16 protein-coding genes are annotated in these 21980 nt (G+C 56.4%); 12 read left to right on the top strand and 4 right to left on the bottom strand.

The window, feature by feature from the left end; translation table 11 throughout:
- The first annotated feature begins 64 nt into the window (after positions 1-64).
- The 4 genes from DBY66_RS04170 to DBY66_RS04155 are packed head-to-tail and all read left to right on the top strand — an operon-like array spanning position 65 to position 4061.
- On the top strand, positions 65-745 hold the full coding sequence (locus DBY66_RS04170; RefSeq protein WP_108569840.1) for a DUF2848 domain-containing protein: 681 nt from the start codon (positions 65-67) through the stop codon (positions 743-745).
- A 14-nt stretch (positions 746-759) separates the two neighbouring features.
- The gene (locus tag DBY66_RS04165; RefSeq protein WP_108569898.1) at positions 760-2109 is read left to right on the top strand and encodes an amidase; all 1350 of its coding nucleotides are present in this window, start codon (positions 760-762) and stop codon (positions 2107-2109) included.
- Entirely contained in the window at positions 2102-2740 is a 639-nt protein-coding gene (locus tag DBY66_RS04160) for a DUF4286 family protein (RefSeq protein ID WP_108569841.1), read from the top strand. The genes DBY66_RS04165 and DBY66_RS04160 overlap by 8 nt, the downstream gene beginning before the upstream one ends.
- Positions 2730-4061 carry an MFS transporter gene (locus tag DBY66_RS04155; protein WP_233499563.1) on the top strand — a complete coding sequence of 444 codons (1332 nt, stop codon included), beginning with the start codon at positions 2730-2732 and terminating at the stop codon, positions 4059-4061. The genes DBY66_RS04160 and DBY66_RS04155 overlap by 11 nt, the downstream gene beginning before the upstream one ends.
- On the opposite strand, the gene DBY66_RS04150 is transcribed toward DBY66_RS04155, so the two are convergent.
- Positions 4056-6626, bottom strand: a complete 2571-nt coding sequence (locus tag DBY66_RS04150; RefSeq protein ID WP_233499562.1) for an EAL domain-containing protein — start codon at positions 6624-6626, stop codon at positions 4056-4058. The genes DBY66_RS04155 and DBY66_RS04150 overlap by 6 nt on opposite strands.
- Before the next feature lie 443 nt (positions 6627-7069).
- Between DBY66_RS04150 and DBY66_RS04145 the strand changes: the two genes are divergently transcribed.
- Positions 7070-8143 carry an acyltransferase gene (locus DBY66_RS04145; protein ID WP_071668358.1) on the top strand — a complete coding sequence of 358 codons (1074 nt, stop codon included), beginning with the start codon at positions 7070-7072 and terminating at the stop codon, positions 8141-8143.
- A gap of 30 nt (positions 8144-8173) precedes the next feature.
- Here DBY66_RS04145 and DBY66_RS04140 read toward each other — a convergent pair whose 3' ends face one another.
- Positions 8174-9460, bottom strand: coding sequence for a PAS domain-containing methyl-accepting chemotaxis protein (locus DBY66_RS04140; protein ID WP_108569842.1), 1287 nt, complete (start codon positions 9458-9460; stop codon positions 8174-8176).
- 431 nt (positions 9461-9891) lie between these two features.
- On the opposite strand from DBY66_RS04140, the gene DBY66_RS04135 reads away from it, so the two are divergent.
- Positions 9892-11013: a nitronate monooxygenase gene (locus DBY66_RS04135; protein ID WP_349254538.1), complete on the top strand. Its 1122-nt coding sequence runs from the start codon at positions 9892-9894 to the stop codon at positions 11011-11013.
- Between the two features lie 143 nt (positions 11014-11156).
- Here the strand turns inward: DBY66_RS04135 and DBY66_RS04130 are convergent, their stop codons facing one another.
- Positions 11157-11357 carry a hypothetical protein gene (locus DBY66_RS04130; RefSeq protein WP_094111613.1) on the bottom strand — a complete coding sequence of 67 codons (201 nt, stop codon included), beginning with the start codon at positions 11355-11357 and terminating at the stop codon, positions 11157-11159.
- Between the two features lie 257 nt (positions 11358-11614).
- On the opposite strand from DBY66_RS04130, the gene yajD reads away from it, so the two are divergent.
- Positions 11615-11962 (top strand): HNH nuclease YajD, encoded by a 348-nt coding sequence (gene yajD, locus DBY66_RS04125; protein ID WP_065647414.1) that lies wholly within the window; start codon positions 11615-11617, stop codon positions 11960-11962.
- A gap of 264 nt (positions 11963-12226) precedes the next feature.
- Here yajD and cspA read toward each other — a convergent pair whose 3' ends face one another.
- Positions 12227-12439 carry an RNA chaperone/antiterminator CspA gene (gene cspA / locus DBY66_RS04120; RefSeq protein ID WP_071668354.1) on the bottom strand — a complete coding sequence of 71 codons (213 nt, stop codon included), beginning with the start codon at positions 12437-12439 and terminating at the stop codon, positions 12227-12229.
- 607 nt (positions 12440-13046) lie between these two features.
- Here cspA and DBY66_RS04115 point away from each other — a divergent pair.
- The 5 genes from DBY66_RS04115 (at position 13047) to DBY66_RS04090 (ending at position 21910) form a co-directional block, all read left to right on the top strand.
- A complete protein-coding gene (locus tag DBY66_RS04115) occupies positions 13047-14600 on the top strand; it encodes an aspartate aminotransferase family protein (RefSeq protein ID WP_108569843.1) in 1554 nt (517 codons plus the stop codon).
- Positions 14601-14610: 10 nt separating this feature from the next.
- Positions 14611-15903 (top strand): lysine N(6)-hydroxylase/L-ornithine N(5)-oxygenase family protein, encoded by a 1293-nt coding sequence (locus DBY66_RS04110; protein WP_108569844.1) that lies wholly within the window; start codon positions 14611-14613, stop codon positions 15901-15903.
- Between the two features lies 1 nt (position 15904).
- Positions 15905-18259 (top strand): GNAT family N-acetyltransferase, encoded by a 2355-nt coding sequence (locus DBY66_RS04105; RefSeq protein WP_108569845.1) that lies wholly within the window; start codon positions 15905-15907, stop codon positions 18257-18259.
- 84 nt (positions 18260-18343) lie between these two features.
- Positions 18344-19579 carry an MFS transporter gene (locus tag DBY66_RS04100; protein WP_094111609.1) on the top strand — a complete coding sequence of 412 codons (1236 nt, stop codon included), beginning with the start codon at positions 18344-18346 and terminating at the stop codon, positions 19577-19579.
- Positions 19580-19792: 213 nt separating this feature from the next.
- Complete coding sequence (locus DBY66_RS04090) at positions 19793-21910, top strand: TonB-dependent siderophore receptor (RefSeq protein ID WP_040113511.1); 2118 nt, start codon at positions 19793-19795, stop codon at positions 21908-21910.
- Positions 21911-21980: the final 70 nt, after the last annotated feature.

Raw genomic sequence — 21980 nt, 5'->3', positions numbered from 1 at the left:
TGAAAATGGCTACTTTGAAATCACAGTGAAATTTCACAATCATTTCAAGTCAGGAGAACCGACCATGCAGCTACGTTTCAACACGCAGGAAAACCCGCCCCTGTCGCTGGACGTCACCATCAACCGACTGGTCATTGCGGGCTGGGCCGGGCGCGATCGGGAAGCCGTATTGCACCATATCCGTGAGCTGGAGGCGCTGGGCGTGCCCGCTCCTGGTGCAGTACCGCTGTTCTATCGCGCCACGCCAGGGCTGCTGAGCCAGCATGAGAATGTTGAAGTGGTGGGAGAGCAGACGTCAGGTGAGGCTGAGCCGTTTGTCTTTTTTCACCAGGGAGAGTGCTGGGTTTCGCTGATCTCTGACCACACCGATCGTCATCTGGAAACCTTCAGCGTGGCGCTCTCAAAACAGGTATGTGTGAAGCCAGTCGCGCAGCAGGCGTGGCGCATGGCGGAGGTTGCCGCGCACTGGGATCGGCTGGAGCTGCGTGCCTGGATAATGGAAAACGGCGACTGGGTCACCTACCAGTCCGGCACGCTTGATGCACTCCTCTCTCCGCTGGAGCTGATTGCGCGCTTCTCAGGTAAAACGGCTGAAGAGGAGGGATTTGCGATCTCCTGCGGCACATTATCGGCTATTGGCGGTATTCGTCCCGCCGCGGCGTTTCGCATGGCGCTGCACGACCCGGTGCTGAATCGCACGCTGGAACACAGCTATTCGCTGTCCACTCTGCCGGTTATTGCCTGATGGAGACGCGCCTTATGACAACCTTATGGCAGGCAAGCCAGCAGCTGCAGGCGGGCGAAACCACATCGGTGGCGCTGACGGCACAGGCGCTGGCGGCGATTCAGGCGGAGCAGGGCGAGGGCGCGCGCGCGTTTACTCAGGTATGGGCGGAGCAGGCGCAGCAGCTGGCCATCGCTGCCGATGCGCGCCGGGCACGCGGCGCGGCGCGCTCACCACTTGATGGCGTGCCGGTCAGTATTAAAGATCTGTTCGACGTTGCAGGCTCCCCCACGCTCGCCGGATCGCGGCTGCCCGGCCTCCCGCACGCGACGGCTGACGCCACTATTGTGCAGCGCCTGCTGCAGGCGGGCGCTGTGATCGTGGGCAAAACCACTATGACGGAATTTGCCTTTTCCGGGCTGGGCATTAATCCGCATTACGGCACGCCAGCTAACCCGTGGCGGCGGCAGGAAAAACGCATTCCGGGCGGTTCATCATCCGGTGCGGCGGTCGCGGTTGCGGACGGTATGTCAGCCGGCTCCGCAGGCACGGATACCGGCGGCTCAGTACGTATTCCGGCCGCACTCTGCGGTCTGACCGGCTTTAAGCCCAGCGCCAGCCGTATTGACCAGCGGGGCACGCTGCCGCTGGCACCGTCGCTCGACAGTATCGGGACGATTGCTCATGACGTGCGGAGCTGCTGGCTGCTGGACAGCGTTATCGCCGATGCACCGCTGACGCTCGGGCCGCGCAGTCTGGCTGACGCACATTTTCTTATTCCTCAAACCCGCGTGCTCGACGGTCTGGATGAGGGCGTCAGCGCTGCCTGGCAGCGCGCGCTCAGGATACTGCGCGAGGCGGGTGCGACGCTGACAGAGCAGCCGATGCCTCTGCTGAACGAGCTCGATACCCTCAACGCGCGCGGCGGTATCACCGCGTATGAAGCCTGGCAGTGGCACCAGGCGTGGGTGGAGAGAGCCCCGGCAGAGTACGATCCGCAGGTGCTGCTGCGGATCCGGCGCGGCAGCGCGCTGACGGCGCAGGATGCGGAGCAGCTGTATCAGCTGCGCCGGACGTGGCAGCAGCAGGTCAGCGATTTCCTGTTGCCCTTTGACGCGCTGCTGATGCCCACCGTGCCGCTGATCGCACCCACCATTGCCGAACTGGATGATGAAGAGCGCTACCGCGAAGTCAACCTGCTGATGCTGCGCAACACCAGCGTCATCAACATGCTGGATGGCTGCGCCATTTCACTGCCCTGCCATACGCCCGGCGAGGCACCTGCCGGCCTGATGCTGGCGTCAGTTCACAACCAGGATGCAGCGCTGCTTAGCTGGGCCGCTGCTGCCGAATCTGCCCTGCAACGAGGTTTACATCATGAATAATCCCCACGGTATGCTGTTTGTCGCCACCAGTGTGGCACCCGAAGATGATGCTGATTTTAACCAATGGTATGACCATGAACATGTTGAAGAGCGCGTCGCCATCGAAGGCTTTCTCAGCGGTACGCGTTATCGTGCCGTAGCGGCAGCGCGCCGCTATCTGGGGCTTTATGAAACTGCATCGCTGGAGACTTTTACCAGCGCCGCCTACCACGCCGCCTTTACGCGCCAGACGGAATGGTCAGTCACTAATCTCAACCGGATGATTAATCCGAAGCGAAGGGTTTGCGCAGTGACACACCGGCATGGCCGGGGTCAGGGCGCGCATCTCGCTATTCTGACCCTGCCCGCAGACGCTGAAGGCACGGCGCTGCAGGCGTGGCAGCTGCAGCTGCCGCAGGTGCCGGGCTATATCTCCTCCTGCCTGCTGACGCCGGATGTGTCACTCAGCACGCCGTTGCCGCGCGAAACCGATGCCGATCGTCCGATGCACGCCATGCTGCTGCTGCACTGCGCTGATGAAACCGCCTCTGTCACGCTGGCTGCTATGGCCGCGCACACTTTCAATGCTGATGCAGAGCGCTACGCGCTGAGCTGGCAGCTTACCCGACAGGAGATCTCCTATGAGCAATAATGACTCTGCACTGTCACAGGTCTCGCAGCCTGACGTCGCACACGCTGCCGCTACGGGCGCCAGCAAAACCCGGCGGCTGGCAGCCGCCAGCTCTATCGGTACGGCGCTGGAGTGGTACGATTTCACCGTCTATAACATCATGGCGGCGCTGGTGTTTAACCATGTGTTCTTCCCCAGCTTCGATCCGCTGGTCGGCACCATTCTGGCGTTCTCAACGTATGCCGTTGGCTATGTCTCCCGTCCGGTAGGTGGCTTTATCTTTGGGCATCTTGGCGACGTGGCCGGACGCAAAGCGGTGCTGGTCACTACGCTGGTTATCATGGGCGTCACGACCGCGCTGATGGGTATGCTGCCCGGCTACGCCAGCTGGGGGATCTGGAGTCCGGTGCTGTTGGTCGCGCTGCGGTTTATTCAGGGCATAGCGCTGGGCGGGGAATGGGCCGGTGCGGTACTGCTCTCGATGGAGCATGGTGACGCCAGCAAGCGCGGGCGTAACGCCTCGTTTGCGCAGGTAGGGCCGTCGTGCGGTACGCTTATCGGCACCGGCTTTATTACGCTTGTGACCCTGTCACTGAGCGGCGAGGCGTTTCAGGCATGGGGCTGGCGTATACCCTTCCTGCTCAGCCTGCTGCTGGTGATGTTTGGGCTGTGGCTGCGCCGCGGCGTGGATGAGACCCCCACCTTTAAAGCGATGAAACAGGCAGATAAAACCACGCAGGCTCCGCTTAAAGAGGTGTTTACTCATCATCCGCGCGCGCTGCTGATTGCCGGTGGTTCACGCATCGGATCTGACGTGCTGTATGCGCTGGTGGTGGTCTTTACGCTGACCTACGTCACCACGGTGCTGGAGCTGCCGCGTCCGGTAGCGCTGCTGGCGACTATGCTCGGCGCCATCGGCAATGCGATTACGGTGCCGATGTTTGGTGCTTTATCCGATCGGCTGGGGCGTCGCCCGGTCTATATTGCTGGCGCACTGCTGGGCGTGATCTGGAGCTTTGTCTTTTTTGTTCTGCTCGACAGCTCACAGCCGGTACTGATTGTGCTGGCGGTAATCGTCGGGTTACTGATCCATGCGATTATGTATGGTCCGCAGGCGGCTTTCGTGACCGAACAGTTTCCCGGCCACGTCCGCTACGCCGGCTCTTCGCTCGCCTATACGCTGGCCGGTATCATCGGCGGCGGCTTCGCGCCGCTGATCATCACCTCGCTTTACCGTGAGTCGGGCAACACGCTCTGGGTATCACTTTACGTGTCGCTGGCGCTGCTGATCACGCTGCTTGCCCTGTGGAAAGCGAAAGAGACGGCGCATAAACCGCTATAAATGTCGCTGGCGAGGGACCGCCGCATTTTTCCGCATCGGACTATCTTCCGGCAGCACCATCGCAATCTGCGCCAGCGGACCCGGACGTCCGATATAGTAACCCTGTACCGCGTCGCAGGAGAGCGCCTGCAGCTGCGCCATATGTCCGGGAGTTTCCACCCCTTCAGCCGTAACCGACAGTGAATAGGCTTTACCCAGCCCAATCATATTTTCTACTACCTGACGCGCCTGCGGGGATTCACCCAGCGGGAAAATAAACGATTTATCGATCTTGAGGCCATCAAACGGAAACGCGCGCAGATAGCAGAGCGAGGCGTAACCGGTGCCGAAATCGTCAATCAGGAATTTTACGCCAAGCGCTTTAACCGCCTGCATCGTCGCCAGCGTTTTCTCCGGATCGCTCAGCAGCGCGTTTTCCGTCACTTCTATCTCCAGCCGGTGATTGGGCAGGCCGCTAAGCTGCAGCACCTGGGCAATACGTGACGGCAGCGCATCATTCTGGAGTTCCGTCGCTGAGATATTAACTGACACAGAGAGCGCCGGCTCAAACTTAACAATATCGCTGCAGGCGCGCAGCAGCACCCAGTCGCTCAGCGCGCCAATCAGGCCGGTCTCTTCCGCCAGTGGGATGAACTGATCGGGCATCAGCAGACCCAGCCGCGGATGCTGCCAGCGTACCAGCGCCTCAACTGCCGTAACCTGTCCGGCTGCCAGCTCATAGCGCGCCTGGTAAACCAGCGCCAGCTGCTCGCTGTTAATCGCATCGCGCAGCTCATGCTCCAGCTCGCGGCGCTGCACAATCTTCTCTTCCATATCGCGATCGAAAAAGACCCACTGATTGCGTCCGCTGTTTTTCGCCTTATACAGCGCGATATCGGCATAACGCAGCAGATCGCTGGCGTTATCGGCGTCCTGCGGCGCCAGCGCAATGCCGAGACTGGCGCCAATATGCAGCGTGTTGTCACACACCTCAAACGCATCGTTGATACGTGCTATCAGCTGCTGACACAGCGCGATAATACGATCGCGGCTGTTCATTTCAGGCAGGATCGCCACAAACTCATCGCCCCCCAGGCGTGCCGCCAGTCCGTGACTGCCGAGACAGGCGCGGATACGGTCCGATACCTCATGCAGAACTTTGTCGCCTGCGGTGTGACCGTAGATATCGTTGACCGGCTTAAATTTATCCAGATCGATCATGATAATCGCCAGGCGATGTTGCGGATCGGACGGCAGGCTGAGTTTGCCCGTCAGAAACTCCTGCATCTGCACCCGGTTAGCCAGCCCGGTCAGCTCATCAAAATGGGAGAGGTAGTGCGCCCGCGCCTGCGCCTCATACTCGAGCGTGATATCCGTAGCGCTGCCGCGGAAACCGCTGACGCCCTGGGTCAGCATCACCTCTTTCAGCGTCAGGTTACAGTAGCGCACGTGCCCCTGCGCGGAGCGGTAGCGGCAACCGGTCAGCGTCAACTGACCACCGGATTGCTGAAACAGCGTCAGACGGCTGCGATATTTCGCGTAATCCAGCAGAAAATCCGCCAGCGTACGCTGTATCCACTCCTGACTGCTGAAACCGGTGACGACCGGAAACCGCCCTGAAATCCAGACAAAGCGCAGCTGGCTGTCCATTTCCCAGATCCAGTCCGTAGTGGTTTCGGCGATGTCACGGAAGCGTCGTTCGCTGGCGCTCAGGGCGAGCTGGCTCTGTCCCAGTAGCCAGGCGCTCTCATCATTAAGCTGCGCTTTACGCAGCGCGCTGCGCATCAGCATCAGCGCGGTAAACAGTGAGAGCAGCATAATCAGCACCAGCAGAGGCAGCAATCCGGTCAGCAGCGCGCCGCCAGGATTTGCGCTGCGCCAGACCAGCGCAACGCGCTTGTCACCCACGGAGAGCAGCAGAGCGGGAGAGGCTGGCTGGCCGGCAGGCGAGGTATCCAGATGGAGGTTCTGAATACCATACTCATGACCCAGCTTAAGCAGCTTCTGTGGCGTCAGGCGATCGGTGAAAATCATCAGCGAAGGCGGACCAGGCAGCGCCGTTACGCTGCGGTCGCCTCCTGGGGTGATCCACGCCGCGCTGTAGAGTGTGAGCTGCCCCTTTGCCAGCACGTAGTCGCTGATCGCTTTACCCGCGCTCGCCTGCAGCTGCGTTTTAATCCGGGGCAGGGGATCGGCGCCCAGCCAGAGAGAGAGCGTTCTCTCTTCCGGCTGCCCACGGATTACGCTGTAGCGCGTTTCATCCTGCGGTGAGATAACAAATACCCCCTCATAGGCAAAGGTATCAAACAGCGAGGCGCCAAGATTCTGATTATCCCATGCCCAGCTGCGATTCAGCGTACGATGCAGATTCTGGTACGCCTCGCCCCACTCGGCATTATCAGAGAGGTGAAACTGCATGACCGCCTGCCGCGTCTGCAGTGCTTTGTCCAGCAGCAAAGATTGCTGGCGATCGGATTGGCGGTTTAAATCGCTGGCGATAAATATCAGGCTGATAAACGCCCCGGCAAATGCCAGCAGGATCAGCAGTACCATCATCATCATAGGCTGACGGATCAGACCACGCATTTGCCCGCGTGTGGGAGAATCGACAAGAGAGGTCTTCGCTATCATAGGCTTAATACGCCAGTTAAAATGACATTACAAAAGTATGTTCAGGTTATCGGCACAGGCTGGCAAAACCTGATGCGTGAACGTGATGTTGCGCTGTGACAGCCCTGCCGGAGAGCTGGTGCATAAAAATATGCAGGCAGTAAAACTGAATCTGTCGGGTGATATGTAATAAACGGACCTGAATAAATGGGCGTTTCAGTGCTCAGGTTCAAGTATAGACAGCTCTGCAGGCATAGCAGAGGTATCAATTACCCGGAATGAGTAGCCAGAAATTTTTATAATATTTTGCTGTTTACTTAATATAAATTTAATCTTAATAGGAATAAGCCTTATTGAATGTAAATCTGCGTCAATGTTAATTTGACTTATGTCTATTTATTATTGTCACTGAGAACATCATGCAGGCTCGTATCACTCACCTCGACGGTATGCGCGGTTTGGCTATTCTGATGGTTATCGCCTATCACGCCTGGGCGCGCTGGCCAGAACTGCTGCCTTATGTCGCCACCACTCAGCATCTGCCGCTCTTTTCTTTTGGCTGGGCTGGAGTACAGCTCTTTTTTATGATCTCGGGCTTTGTTATTTTTATGACGCTTGACCGATCGGAGAGCTATTCGGGCTTTCTGCAGAAGCGCTGGCTGCGGCTCTTCCCGGCGATGCTTATTGCCAGCCTGCTGCTTTTTCTGGCCGGCGGATTTTTTCCGGAGTGGTCTCTTATGACCCCCTATGTGAAAAATCTGCTGCCGGGTCTGCTGTTTATTAATCCGGAAACGCTGACGCAGCTGACCGGCATTTCGTTTCACTCTATGGCGGGTTCTTTCTGGTCGCTTTATGTTGAAGCCCTGTTTTATCTGATTATCGGCGCTGTCTATTTCACTGCGGGACGTAAATATTGCCTGCCGGCGCTGATTTTACCGATGCTGTTACTTTCCGGTGCGTCAGTCATTAAGTCACTCGGCTATCCGCTGCTGGTGGATATCATCTCCAAACTGGGATTTATTCATTACGCCTGGTTTATGGTGGGCTGTCTGGTCTACGAGCGTCTGCACGGGCGTGACAGGCGCTACCACTATCTGCTGGTAGCCGTTGCGCTGCTGATCAACTTTAGCTATTACGTGAAAAACAGCGGGGCACTCGCGCTGGTGCCGCTGGTAGCGATGCTGCTGTTTTTCATCGCCAGCTTCAGGCTGCAGCGGATCCAGCACTTTCTTTCGCTGCGACTCTTTACCGCTATGGGCTTTGTCAGTTATGCGCTCTATCTGATTCATGAAAACCTGATGATTGCGATGCTGATTAAGCTTAACCGCTATGTCAAAAGTGACACTGTCATGATGATCATGCCGCCGGTAATGGTTATCGTGCTGGCCGGTGTTGCGTATGTCATTACCCGCTACGCGGAGCCGGCGCTGCGCCGGGCGCTGCAGAAAAAACGGCAGCCGGTCGCACCGGCCGCAGGCAGCGGCATAGAGTAGCGGGCGGGAGGCGAAAGCCTCCCGCTGGTTTCAGACATCCAGGCGGTGGATAACGTTAACAAATTCGTGAACGCCGCTGTTAATTTCCCGCAGGCTGCGCGACAGCATGCCGATTTTTTCCTGCTCAGCTACGACAAACTCACGCACCTCATCCAGCTGCTGATACATCTCTTTTATCAGCAGGCTGTTTTGCTGCACCACTTCGGTAATTTGCCGGGTCGCGGCAGCGGTGGAAGCAGCCAGACGACGTACTTCAGCGGCAACCACGCTGAAGCCGCGGCCTGCGTCACCGGCACGCGCAGACTCAATGGCGGCGTTCAGCGCCAGAATATTTGTTTGTGACGCGATGAGATTAATCGTGTTAACCACCTCGCCAATATTTCTGGCAGACGCATTAAGCTGAACGCCAATTTCCGTCGCAGCATTAACCCGCTGGGCCACCAGACCTGAATTGCGTACGGTTTCGTCCAGAACGTCGTTGGCGTTGTCGGTGATTTGCGACGTTTCACCTGACGTGGTGAGGGCTATATCTGCCACACGCTTTGCGGCCTCCACGCGCGCGGTGATATCAGAGGCAATTTTAATAACTTTATAGACCCGCCCATCCGCATCCACTACCGGGTTATAGCTCGCCTCCAGCCAGATGCGCTCACCGCTGGCGGTTTTACGCTCAAAACGACCGACAAAATGTTGCCCGCGCGCCATTTTTTGCCAGAAATCGGGCTGAGCGTGATAAAAATCGTCATAGCAGAACAGTCGGTGATGCTGACCAACAATCTCTTCACTGCTATACCCCATATGCTGCAGAAAATTGGCGTTGGCGCTGAGGATCTCGCCCTCAGGTGTAAATTCAATCACCGCCATGGAGCGATCCAGCGCGGTGATAACCGCCTCTTTATGCTCCAGCTCCTGATGGCGCGCGGTGATATCGCTGGCGACTTTGATCACCTTATACACCCGGCCTTTATCATCGCTGACCGGAAAGTAGGTCGCGCTCAGGTAGAAACGCTGCTGCTGACGATCGAAGCGCTCAAAAATGCCGGTGATTGACTCACCCCGCGCCAGCGTTTGCCAGAAACGGCGATAGCCCGCTGTCTGACTGTAAAGCGGTGAACAGAAGAGGCGATGGCGCTGGCCCTGGATCTCCTGCAGCTGATACCCCGTCAGCGTCAGAAACAGCGCGTTAGCATCAACAATTTCACCATCCGGCGTAAATTCAATCCAGGCAACATGCTGTCTGATAGCATTGATATCACGATGAACGCTGGCGCTGTGGCTGAACGGCAGCGCCAGGCGGGAAGTTTTCACCCCAAACATAAATGACCTCTGTCAGATAGTGTGCAGTTAAGTAGCGCGATCGCCTTACAAAGGGTCGCGTAATTTCATTCAGCGCAGAGCCTGTGCCGCGCTGGATGTTTCCCCCCGATTTCCATGTTGTCCTGAGCGCCGGCAGCCGTTAAGCGTAAACGGGCATCAGTCAGGGGGATTTTTTTGAAGTTCAGATTCCCGGTGCTGGCAATAAATGTGGTGCTGAATATATGTTATCGACGGCGGAAAACAAAAACTGAGTAAATTTTCTAATTAAAACGCAGCGGGGGGATTTTACCGTCAGCGGTCTGAAATCAGCCGGGTGCTGCGCTGTCAGGAAATATGTCGCTGCAGCAGAGTGGATCAGGCTGCTTGTTAAAGATGTAAATAAAATATAGGTTATATCTGCTACAGAGAGCGGATAAGCAGAATGGCAGCTACTGACGGAGAGCTTTGTGATGACGACATCCCTGTGTAAAGAATTAAATCTGCGCTATCCGATTATCCAGGCCCCGATGGCAGGCGTTTCAACTCCGGAACTGGCTGCTGCAGTCAGCAATGCCGGTGCGCTTGGCTCGCTGGGACTGGGCGCCTTCTCTGCGGAAGAGGCTGCACGCCTTATACGGCAGACTCAGGCGCTTACCCGGCAGCCTTTTAACGTCAATCTGTTTTGCCATCCGCCCGGCCTGCGCAACGACGCAGTCGAAAAGGCGTGGATAGCACGTTTCGCCGATCGTTTTGCTGCTCTTGGCGCTCAGGTTCCCGTGAATCTGGAGGAGATATATCCCACTTTTTGCGGTCATGAAGCGGTGCTGCAGGTCATTGAGGAAACGCGTCCGGCGGTCGTGAGTTTTCATTTTGGTTTGCCACCGGCGGATACTCTGCGACGGCTGAAAGCCTGCCGGATAGTGACCCTGGCAACAGCCACCAGCGTGGCGGAAGCGGAAGCGATCGCGCAGCAGGGAGTGGATATGATTGTGGCGCAGGGCTATGAAGCAGGTGGCCATCGCGGCAGTTTTGCCGTCGATGAGGAGGATCATCAGCTCTCCACGCTGACGCTGGTACAGGCCATCTGTGCGCGGGTTACGCTGCCGGTGATTGCCGCAGGCGGGATCATGAACGGTGCAGCAATCGCAGCAATGCAGGCTCTGGGTGCCAGCGGCGTACAGGCCGGTACCGCTTTTCTTCTCTGCCCTGAATCCGCTACTGCACCCGCCTGGCGTCAGGCGCTCCGGCATGCCGCTGTAACGGGTACTACCATGACTGCGGCAATTTCCGGTCGTGAAGCGCGCGCGCTGCGCAACGCATTCTGCACTATTACGCGCGATATCCCCCGCACCGAGATCCCTGCTTATCCGCTGGCTTATTCACTGGGTAAGGCGCTGGCTAAGGCTGCGCTGGCGCAGGGCGAGGCGGGGTTTGGGGCATACTGGGCGGGAGAGGGAGCAGCACTGGTACGCGAACTGCCGGCGGCGGAACTCATCCGGCAGCTGGTCACAGAGTGGCATGCTGCCTCTGGTCAGGGTAGCCCGACTAATGCGATACAACGGTCGTCTTTATAACGTGGCAGGAATGCATTATAAACGCGATTGCGTTTCGGACATCTGCTGATTAAATAAAAAAACGGGTGGGACAGCAAATAAGCGCAGCGATAATTTTACCGCTGCGCTTATTTAGCGCAGGTAAGATATCCGTAGATAAACTATTAACTCATCTGGACTGATATAAATTGAATGGCTTCACCATAAATTTTCTTAACGCCATCAATAGCCTGCGCTTCAGACTCTTGTAACTCCGCCAGAATGGCATATTTTTCAACGGGCACGCCCGCTGCAATAAGGGTAGTCACGGCGCGCCCTATCGCCTGATTAATGTCGTTAATAGGTTGTACATCAACCGGTTTCACCAGGTTTTCTCCACAGATAAAATATGCCAGTCAGCACAAAGCCGCAGGCAGTAATACGTTACAGCAATGATTGCTGGTATATATAATGCCATAGAGAAAATAAATTTTAAATATAGATCTGAGTCATGTTTTATTGCCCGCTAAGGCGTCTTTTTAACTTGGCGGTTCATTAAAAAAACGTGCTGCTTGCTATCAACGTACAATCGGGCTAGCCTGCTGATCGTTGAAATAATCACGCTAAGTACAGGCATACGTTAATGGCAGTTATTCCGAAAAACTACTCGCGGCTGGAGAGCGGCTACCGTGAGAAAGCACTTAAAATTTATCCGTGGGTGTGCGGGCGCTGTGCGCGGGAGTTCGTTTACTCAAACCTGCGCGAGCTGACGGTACACCATATCGATCACGATCATACCAACAATCCGGAAGATGGCAGCAACTGGGAGCTGCTTTGTCTCTACTGCCACGATCATGAACATTCAAAATATACCGAAGCCGATCAGTACGGTACGCGAGTGGTGGCGGGAGAGGATGCGCAGGATGAAGTGGGTGCCGCGACATATAACCCGTTTGCCGATCTGAAATCGCTTATCAGCAAGAAGAAGTAGCAGCGCTGCCACACACATTTACAGGTCAGTAAAATGAGACGGCGGGAAACCTGTGTTATAGTGCGTTTGCGTACTTTTCTAAGTCGCGAATTTCACTGGCGCTTGTGCCAACCCGATACGCCCAGCCGGGTGTCGGGCTCTTTTTAGCCCGGTTACGCGCGCACAAAAAAACCCGCACAAGGCGGGTTTTTTTATCAGCAGCATTTAACTGCTCAGACTACTGTCTTCATCGCTATCGTAAGCGCTGCCGATCGTCAGCGCAGCTTACAGTGCGGTAACGTTAGCAGCAGCTGGACCTTTAGCACCATTCTCGATGGTGAAAGAGACCTTCTGGCCTTCGTCCAGGGTTTTGAAGCTGTCACTCTGGATTGCAGAGAAGTGTACGAACACGTCTTTGCTGCCATCTTCAGGAGTGATAAAGCCGAAACCTTTATCTGCGTTGAACCATTTTACTAAACCAGTCATTTTGTTAGACATAGATACTTCCTTAATTGATGAGCCATAAACTATGGCGATGGTGGCCTGTATCAGAGCGTTACTTATTGGGCACTTAGGAGGAGGCTCATGAAGAAGGGGTATCTGTGGATAACACTTGAACTGAGGACTGCTTTACTAAAACTGCTTCATAAGGTCTGTATTCCAAACCGATGACGCTATTAAGCCACACCTGTTCCGGTTTAGCAACACTTATATTACATCCTCTTTAATGCCTCCGCCAGATAAGCCCTGCACCACGTTTTACCTCCCGGTCATCATCCGGGAGGCGGAAAACCACATAGTGAAAGAGGTATTTTTATACGCCTCAAACGGAATTGTGACAAAGATCACAAATCCATCCTTCAGAAACGCTGATGTAAAATTTACTGAAATTACCCTATTGAATGATAATAATTATCATTTATAATCTCATTCAAATTTTAAGGCCGACTTATACAGGTCTGCCCACGTATGCCAACTGATGGCGTATGTTAATGATATTTATAAGTTATTGTTTTTTAGATTTTTGCAGAAGCAACAGAGCCTATGACACCTGTTGTCTTATTTGTCAGCAGGATTTAAAGATTTTTAGTAACAGGAAAGGATTATGTTTACACGTTCATCTGCGCAATCATTACCAATCGTAACCTCTGAGCCGCAGTCAGGCGCGCCGGAGAGCTGGCTTTTTAACGATCGTCAGCTTGATGCCTGGGCCGGACAGACGCAGGAGGTGCTTAAGCTACTGACCCAGACGGTGCAGGGCGTAGAAAAGCCGTTTAGCGGTATTCTGCCGCACGAGCTGGCAAACGAGTTCCGCAGTGTGGATCTTAATTCTCCACTGGGCAATAACGAAGCTGCACTGGCCGAGCTGTCTCAGCTTTATCTGCGCGATGCGGTCTGGTTTCACCACCCCAAATATGTTGCACACCTTAATTGCCCGGTCGTCCTGCCGTCGCTGATGGCAGAGCAGGTGATGGCCGCAGTGAACAGCTCTGTTGATACCTGGGACCAGAGCGCTGGCGGCACGCTGATTGAGCAAAAAGTTATCGACTGGACGCTGGCGCGTATCGGCCTGCCCGCCGCCGCGGACGGTATTTTTACCAGTGGCGGTACGCAGTCAAACCTGATGGCGATGCTGCTGGCTCGCGACAGCTGGTGCGAGGCGCATCATCCGGGGCATCTGATCAAATATCGCGGCCTGCCTGAAACCGCCGGTAAGTGGCGCGTATTCACGTCTAAATTGAGTCATTTCAGTATCCAGAAATCGATGGCGATCCTCGGCCTGGGCTACGATGCCGTTGTGCCGGTTGACCATGATGCCGATTACCGTATGGATGCGGGTATGCTGGAGCACGAAATCCAGCGCTGCCGCGAAGAGGGGCTGATCCCGATTGCGGTGGTAGCAACCAGCGGCACTACCGATTTTGGCAGCATCGATCCGCTGGAAAAGATCGCCGCGCTGTGTCAGCGCAATGGATTATGGATGCACGTTGATGCCGCCTATGGCTGTGGTCTGCTGGTTTCAGAACAGCACCGCCAGCGTCTGCGCGGTATTGAACAGGCAGACTCAGTCACCGTTGATTACCACAAATCGTTCTTCCAGACGGTAAGCTGCGGGGCGTTCTTTGTACGTAACAAAGACCATCTGAAACATGTTACGCACCATGCTGACTACCTCAATCCACTGAGCGCGCAGCAGGAAGGGACGCCAAACCTGGTCAACAAAAGTATTCAGACCACGCGTCGCTTTGATGCACTGAAGATGTGGCTGACGCTGCGCGTCATGGGCCCGGCCGCGCTGGGTGAAGCGTTTGACTCGCTGATTGACCTTGCACAGCGTGCGCATCAGCTGCTGCGCGCGCATCCGGCAATCGAGGTGCTGCACGCACCAGAACTCACCACGCAAATCTTCCGCTTTGTGCCGCGCCAGTCGCTCAGCGGCCCGCAGCTCGACGATATCAACGCTGCGATCCGTAAAGCGCTGTTCCGTTCCGGCAATGCAATTGTGGCAGGCACGAAAGTCGACGGCCGGCAGTATCTGAAATTCACCCTGTTAAATCCTGCCACCACCGCGGCAGATCTGGAAGAGGTGATTAACCTGGTTGCGCATTACGGGCGCGAACAGCTGCGCACGACCGCGCTCCACGCGGCAAATCAGTGAGAACTCTGTTATGAATAACACCGTTTACGATTTTATAGGCATCGGTATCGGCCCGTTCAACCTTGGACTGGCCTGTCTCAGCGAACCGGTAGAGGGACTCAACGGCATATTTCTCGATCAGAATGCGGGTTTTGACTGGCACACCGGCATGATGCTGGAAAGCGCACACCTGCAGACGCCATTTATGGCCGACCTGGTGACGCTGGCTGACCCCACCAGCCCTTACAGCCTGCTGAATTACATGAAAGAGAAAGGAAAACTCTACTCATTCTACATCCGGGAAGATTTTTTCCTGATGCGTAAAGAGTATAACCAGTATTGCCAGTGGGCCTGCGAGCGCCTCAGTAACCTGCGCTGGAACCGTCACGTTGAGTACGTAAGTTATGATGCGGAGCGGGCGGTTTATCGCGTTCAGGCGGTGAATTATCAGAGCGGCGCGACCGAAGAGTGGCTGACGCGTCATCTGATCCTCGGCACCGGTCCGGTGGCCTGGCTCCCGGAGTGCAGTCAGCCGCATCGTCAGCGTATTACGCACTCCAGCGACTATCTGAAAAACAAAGCAGAGCTGCAGCAGAAGCGGTCTGTCACCGTGCTGGGCAGCGGTCAGAGCGCGGCTGAAATTTACTATGACCTGCTCAGCGATATCGACCGGTTTGACTATCAGCTGAACTGGATCACCCGTGCGCCGCGCTTCTATCCGCTGGAGTACACCAAGCTGACGCTGGAGATGACCTCACCGGAGTGGGTGGACTATTTTCATGCGCTGCCGCCGGCGAAGCGCGACCGGCTGAATGCAGACCACAAGAATCTCTATAAAGGTATCAACAGCAGCCTGATCAACGATATTTATGATCTGATGTACGTCAAACAGCTCGACGGCCCGCTCGACGTCAATCTCTTCACACACTCAGCGCTGACCGATCTGCGCTGGCTGCCGGCAGGGGAGTTTGAACTCTCGCTCTGGCAGCAGGAGCAGGAGTGCGCCTTTACCCGTCGTACCGAAGGGCTGGTGATGGCAACCGGCTATCACTACCGTCCGCCGATGTTTATCGAAGGCATCAGTCAGCGGCTGCGCTGGGACGAGCAGGGGCGCTACGATGTGCAGCGTAATTACAGCATCGATCATCACAATCAAATCTTTGTGCAAAACGCAGAGCTGCATACGCACGGTTTTGTGACGCCGGATCTCGGCATGGCCTGCTATCGCAACTCCGTTATTTTACGCGAAATTACCGGACGCGAAGTTTATCCGGTAGAGCGGCAGATCGCGTTTCAGACTTTCCCGGCACAGACGGAGCGCTGACATGAGCACAGAGATGATTTACCGCGTTCAGCGACCGGCAGGCACCTTTAGCCTGCGCCCGATGCAGGCCGCCGATGCCGCACTGATCCACAGCTGGGTAACGCGCGACTACGCCCGCTTCTGGGGCATGCAGAACGACACCCTGGAGCAGGTCGCCGCTTTTTATCACGGGCTGACCGCAAATAATCCCCACGCCGCCCTGATTGGCTGCTGTGAAGGGCAGCCGGTGTTTCTGATGGAGTGCTACCGCGCCAGCGAGGATGAAATCGGACGGTTCTATCCGGCCGCGCCCGATGATTACGGGATGCATATTCTGATTGCGCCCGCCAGCACACCCATTCCGCAGTTCAGCTGGCAGGTCTTTACCGTTGCCATGGGATACCTGTTCAGTCTGCCGCAGGTCGGACGCGTGGTGGTGGAGCCTGACGTACGCAATGAGAAAATTCACCGGCTGAATAATCGGGCCGGCTTTCGCTATCAGCACACGCTCGATCTCGGGCATAAAACCGCCTGGCTGGCGTTTTGCCAGCGGGAAGATTATCAACAGGCTCTGGAGCAGGATATTTTGACCATGAACACACCCTCTGCGCTGCTGACAGGATCCCACCTTACGGGCGATAACTGGGCACAGGCAAACCGGATGCTGATCCGCAAAGCGATAAGCGAGTTTGCCCACGAAAAGCTGGTTACGCCCGTTGAAAACGGCGCAGGCTGCTATACGCTGGCCGTACCGGGCGGCGAAGCACATTATCAGTTCCGCGCAGAACGTCTGGCGCTGGACCACTGGAATATCGACGCCGCGTCACTGCTGAAGCAGGAAAATGGCCGGCCGCTGACGCTGGATGCGCTGCAGTTTATCGTGGAGTTTAATCAGCAAATCGGCATTCCGCAGGCGCTGCTGGCAACCTATATGGAAGAGATCAGCAGCACGCTCAGCAGCAGCGTCTATAAGCTGCAGAAGCAGAATCCGGATGCGCAGGCTCTGGTGCACGCTGATTTCCAGACCATTGAGGCGGCAATGACCGAGGGGCACCCCTGTTTTGTCGCCAATAATGGCCGCATTGGTTTTGACGCCCGCGATTATCTCGCTTTTGCGCCAGAGGCCGCCGCACCGGTCCAGCTTATCTGGGTTGCGGTACATCAGCGCAACGCCCATTTTTCCAGTCTGAGTACGCTGAGTTATGAGCAGCTGATGCGTGATGAGCTGGGCGCGGAGACTCTGGCGCGGTTTACAGAGCAGCTGAGCGCGCGCGGGCTGAATGCGGATGAGTATATCCTGATGCCGGTGCATCCGTGGCAGTGGCAAAACAAACTGCTGACGGTATTCGCGGCCGATATTGCTCAGCAGGATATCGTCTGGCTCGGCGAGGGCGACGATCGCTATCAGGCGCAGCAATCGATCCGCACCTTCTTTAACCGCAGTCAGCCCGCGAAGCGCTACGTCAAAACCGCGCTGTCGGTGCTTAACATGGGCTTTATGCGCGGTCTCTCACCCTATTATATGGCGACCACGCCCGCGATTAACGAGTGGCTGGAACAGCTGGTCAGCAGGGATGCGTGGCTGCAGCGCTGTGATTTCCGTATTTTGCGGGAGGTTGCGGCGGTGGGCTATCACAACCGTTACTACGAGCAGGCCATCAGCGGCGATTCCGCCTATAAAAAGATGTTTGCTGCGCTGTGGCGGGATAATCCGGCAGCCCGCCTGCAGCCGGGTCAGCGCCTGATGACGATGGCCGCACTCCTGCATGTTGATCACCACCAGCAGGCGCTGTTACCAGCGCTGATCGCTGACTCAGGCCTGCCGGCAAAAGAGTGGGTGGCGCGCTATCTGAACTGCTATCTCAGCCCGCTGCTGCACTGCTTCTACCAGCACGATTTAGTGTTTATGCCCCACGGCGAAAACCTGATCGTGCTGCTGGAGAACAATGTGCCGGTCAGCGCCTACATGAAAGATATTGGTGAAGAGATTGCCGTCATGGATCCGGACGCGCAGCTGCCGGAAAAAGTGAGCCGACTGGCAGTGGATGTGCCGGACGATCTCAAGTTACTGTCGATTTTTACCGACGTATTCGACTGCATTTTCCGCTTTATCAGCGCCATTCTGCACGACGCCGGTACGCTGTCGCAGGATCAGTTCTGGCAGGCGGTAGCGCAGTGCGTGAAAGAGTATCAGCAGGCGCATCCGCAGCTGGCAGCTAAATTTGCACGCTTTGATATGTTTACCCCGGCGTTTACCCGCTCCTGCCTTAACCGGCTGCAGCTGGCGAATAATCAGCAGATGATTAACCTCACCGACCCGGCGGAAAATCTCAAGTTTGCCGGTACGCTGGATAACCCGATTGCCCGCTGGCGCTGATAAGGCGTTCGCTGGCTGACATCTGTGACGCGGTTGCTCCGGCAACCGCGTTTTTTATCATTCTGCAACGGGTAAGGATCGGTAATGGCCCTGTATGAACCGGTGTCGCAGCTCACGCGCCGCCGCATAATTTTTCCGCTCTCGCTGGTACTGTTTGAATTCGCCACCTATATCGCGCATGACATGATCCAGCCCGGCATGCTGCTGGTCACTGAGGAGTTTGGTGCCGGACCTGAGTGGGTTTCCGCTTCGCTAACCGCCTATCTGATCGGCGGTATGATGCTGCAGTGGCTGCTGGGGCCGCTTTCCGATCGCATCGGGCGGCGTCCGGTGCTGCTTAGCGGCGTCGCTTTTTTTATGCTGACCTGCATTGCCACTCACTGGGTGCAGAGCATTGAGCAGTTCGTACTGCTGCGCTTTCTGCAGGGAGTCAGCCTGTGCTTTATCGGCTCTGTAGGCTACGCCGCTATTCAGGAGGCGTTCAGTGAAGCGCTGAGCGTGAAGATCATGGCGCTGATGGCAAACGTCGCGCTGCTGGCTCCGCTGGCCGGGCCGCTGGCCGGGGCCGCTTTTCTGACTATCAGCGACTGGCGCACCCTGTTCTGGCTCTTCGGCGGCGTGACGGCGCTGGCCCTGCTGGGCCTGTGGTGCACTATGCCGGAAACCGCAGGGGATCGTACGCGCTCGATCTCACCCGGCGCGCTGGGCAGGGGTTACTGGCAGCTGCTGCGCGATCGCCAGGTTATGCGCGGCTCGCTGGCAATCGGCCTGGTGACCATTCCCTGCCTCGCCTGGGTAGCGCTGTCGCCGGTTATTCTGATGCACGATGCCGGCCTGAGCCGTATGGAGTATGCGCTGCTGCAGCTGCCGGTGTTTCTGGCGATGATCGCCGGTAACCTGACGCTGGGGCGCCTCAGCAGCCGGCTGCCGATCCAGCGACCGCTGCAGCTGGGAGCCTGGCCGGTGGTAGCCGGTCTTGCGCTGGCGGCAGTCGCGACCATAGCCGATCGGCACAGCTATCTGTGGCTGACCGCCGGCCTCAGCCTTTACGGTTTCGGCACCGGACTGGTTAATGCCGGACTCTATCGTATGACGCTTTTTTCCAGCCAGGCGGGCAAGGGCAGCGTGGCAGCGATGGTGGGTATGGTAACAATTCTGATTTTTGCACTCGGCATTGAAGCGGCAAAATACGCCTATTTCAGCTTTTACAGTACCGGCTTTAGCCTGATTAATCTGGCCTGCGGATTGCTCTGGCTGGGGCTGATCCGCGCATTTCTGCGTGAAAACCGGCGGCGGCAGCCCGCGCTGCAGCAGGCCTGACGCATTTATCTAAAGCGAGCTGCGGCTCGCTTTTCAGCCATTCCCCCACTTTTTAACCTGTTTCCGGCAGAAAATTTAACTGCAGACACATCTTGAAATGCCACTATCAAAAAGATAATAATTCTCATTAATATTAGCATTACCATTGCCTCTGGCATCCATCGGCTCTCCGGCTGCACCGGAGAGAACTGCGTGTTTTTAAGGGAATTAACCATGCGAGTGCCTTTTACTCTGAAGCGTTCTGTTCTGTTCTGCTCCGTCGCATTATCTGCATCACCGCTGCTGTATGCAGCTGAGACTCTGGTTGTCACCGCGCAGCCGGCTGAAACGGCTACGACTCCCACCACCGGCTATACGGCGAAAACCAGCCAGGGCGCGACTAAAACCGATCGCCCGCTGATCACTACCGGTCAGGCCGTTTCAGTGGTGACGCGTCAGCAGATGGAAGATCAGGGCGCGATGAGCGTAAATCAGGCGCTGAATTATACCGCAGGCGCCTTTACAAACTTCGCCGGTGCGGCGTCGCGTTACGATACGGTATCACTGCGCGGTTTCCACGGTGGCGATGTCGATAATGTCTTCCTGGATGGCCTGCGGCTGATGAGCGATCCCGGCAGCTATAACGTGCTGCAGGTTGATCCCTGGTTCCTTGAGCGTATCGATGTGATTAAAGGCCCTTCATCTGCGCTTTATGGTCAGACGGTGCCGGGCGGGCTGGTGATGGAGACGTCAAAACGTCCGCAGTTTCGGCAGGAGGGGCATTTCCGTCTCTCGGCGGGTAACAACAACACCACTTCAGCCGCCTTTGACTACACCGATGCGCTGAACGATCAGCTGGCGTTCCGCCTGACCGGTATTACCCGCAACAGCGACACCCAGTACGAACACACGCGGGAGGAGAAATATGCGATTTCACCCTCGCTGCTCTGGCAGCCGTCGGAAGATACCTCGCTGCTGCTGCGCGCCTATCTGCAGAAAGATCCCTCAGGCGGCTACCACAGCGCGGTACCGGGTGAGGGCAGCATCACCGAACACAACGGCTATAAGCTGAGCAATGGCTTCTACGACGGCCAGAGTTCACTCGACCAGTTCAAACGCCGCGAGCAGATCTACAGCGCCGAATTTGCGCACCGCTTTAATGACACCTGGGCGTTCCGCTCTAATGCCAGCTACTCTCACTCAAACGTCGATCTTGATCAGGTGTATCAAATCGGCTGGACAGGGAACAGTTCAGATCTGCTGAACCGCTACTACTCCGGCTCGCGCTCATCGCTGAAAGCGTACGCGATCGATAATCAGCTGGAAGCAGATTTTGCCACCGGCGCAGTCGACCATAAAGTGGTGCTGGGCGCGGAATATCACCAGTATAAAAACGACCTGCATGACGCAAGCGGCAACGCCAGTCAGCTGAATGCGCGGACCGGGGCCTCCGTGGGTGCCAACGACGTGTATACCTTCGAGCGCTCGCAGCGCTACTACTATCAGACCGGCGTCTACCTGCAGGATGAGATGGTCTGGGATAAGTGGCATCTTGACCTGTCGGGCCGCTATGACCGCATTGTGTCGCAGACTGAGAACTACGATCAGGCAACCAAAAACCGGCGTCAGGATGACCACGTGGGCGGTCGTGCCGCGCTGCTTTATGCGTTTGACAACGGTGTCTCACCTTATGTGAGTTACAGCCAGGCTATTACGCCGCAGTCGCTCTCGGGCCAGAACGGCAACCTGCTGAAACCCACTACCGCAGAGCAGTATGAAGCGGGCGTGAAATATCAGCCGCCGGGGACCTCCGATCTCTACACCGCAGCGGTGTACGATCTTACGCAGAAAGATGTCGGCAACCGTATTGTGCAGGGTTCTTATTTTGTGCCTGCCGGTAAAGTGCATTCACAGGGGCTGGAGCTGGAGGCGCATACCCAGCTGACGCCGCGTCTCAGCACCATCGCTAACTACACCCTCAGTCACGTACGGTATAAAGATTCGGTGGATGGCAACGATGGCCACACGCCTTATGTCACCCCCAACTCTATGGCTTCGCTCTGGAGTAAATATCAGTTTGACTATGGTCTGAGCGTGGGTGCCGGCGTGCGTTACATCGGCAAACAGTGGGCTGATAATGAAAATACCCGGCGCCTGCCTTCTGCCACTCTGTTTGACGCGTCGGTCCGCGCCGATCTCGGTGCCTGGAACAGCCAGCTGAAAGGGGCTTATGTACAGGTTAATGCCAATAACCTCACCGACCGGGAATATGTCGCCGCCTGCTACGGCACGGGCTACTGCTACTGGGGCGCTGAGCGCTCAATTGTTGCGACCGTGGGTTACGATTTCTGATCGGATAATAGGTGGCCGGCGTACAGCCTGACGCCGGCAAACATACAGCCCGTAAGCTGGTTTATCCGCT

This window comes from Pantoea sp. RIT413 (assembly GCF_003057675.2).
GTDB lineage: Bacteria > Pseudomonadota > Gammaproteobacteria > Enterobacterales > Enterobacteriaceae > Pantoea > Pantoea eucrina.
The sequence above is the reverse complement of the archived record's forward strand: the minus strand, read 5'-3'. Positions and strand labels throughout refer to the sequence as shown.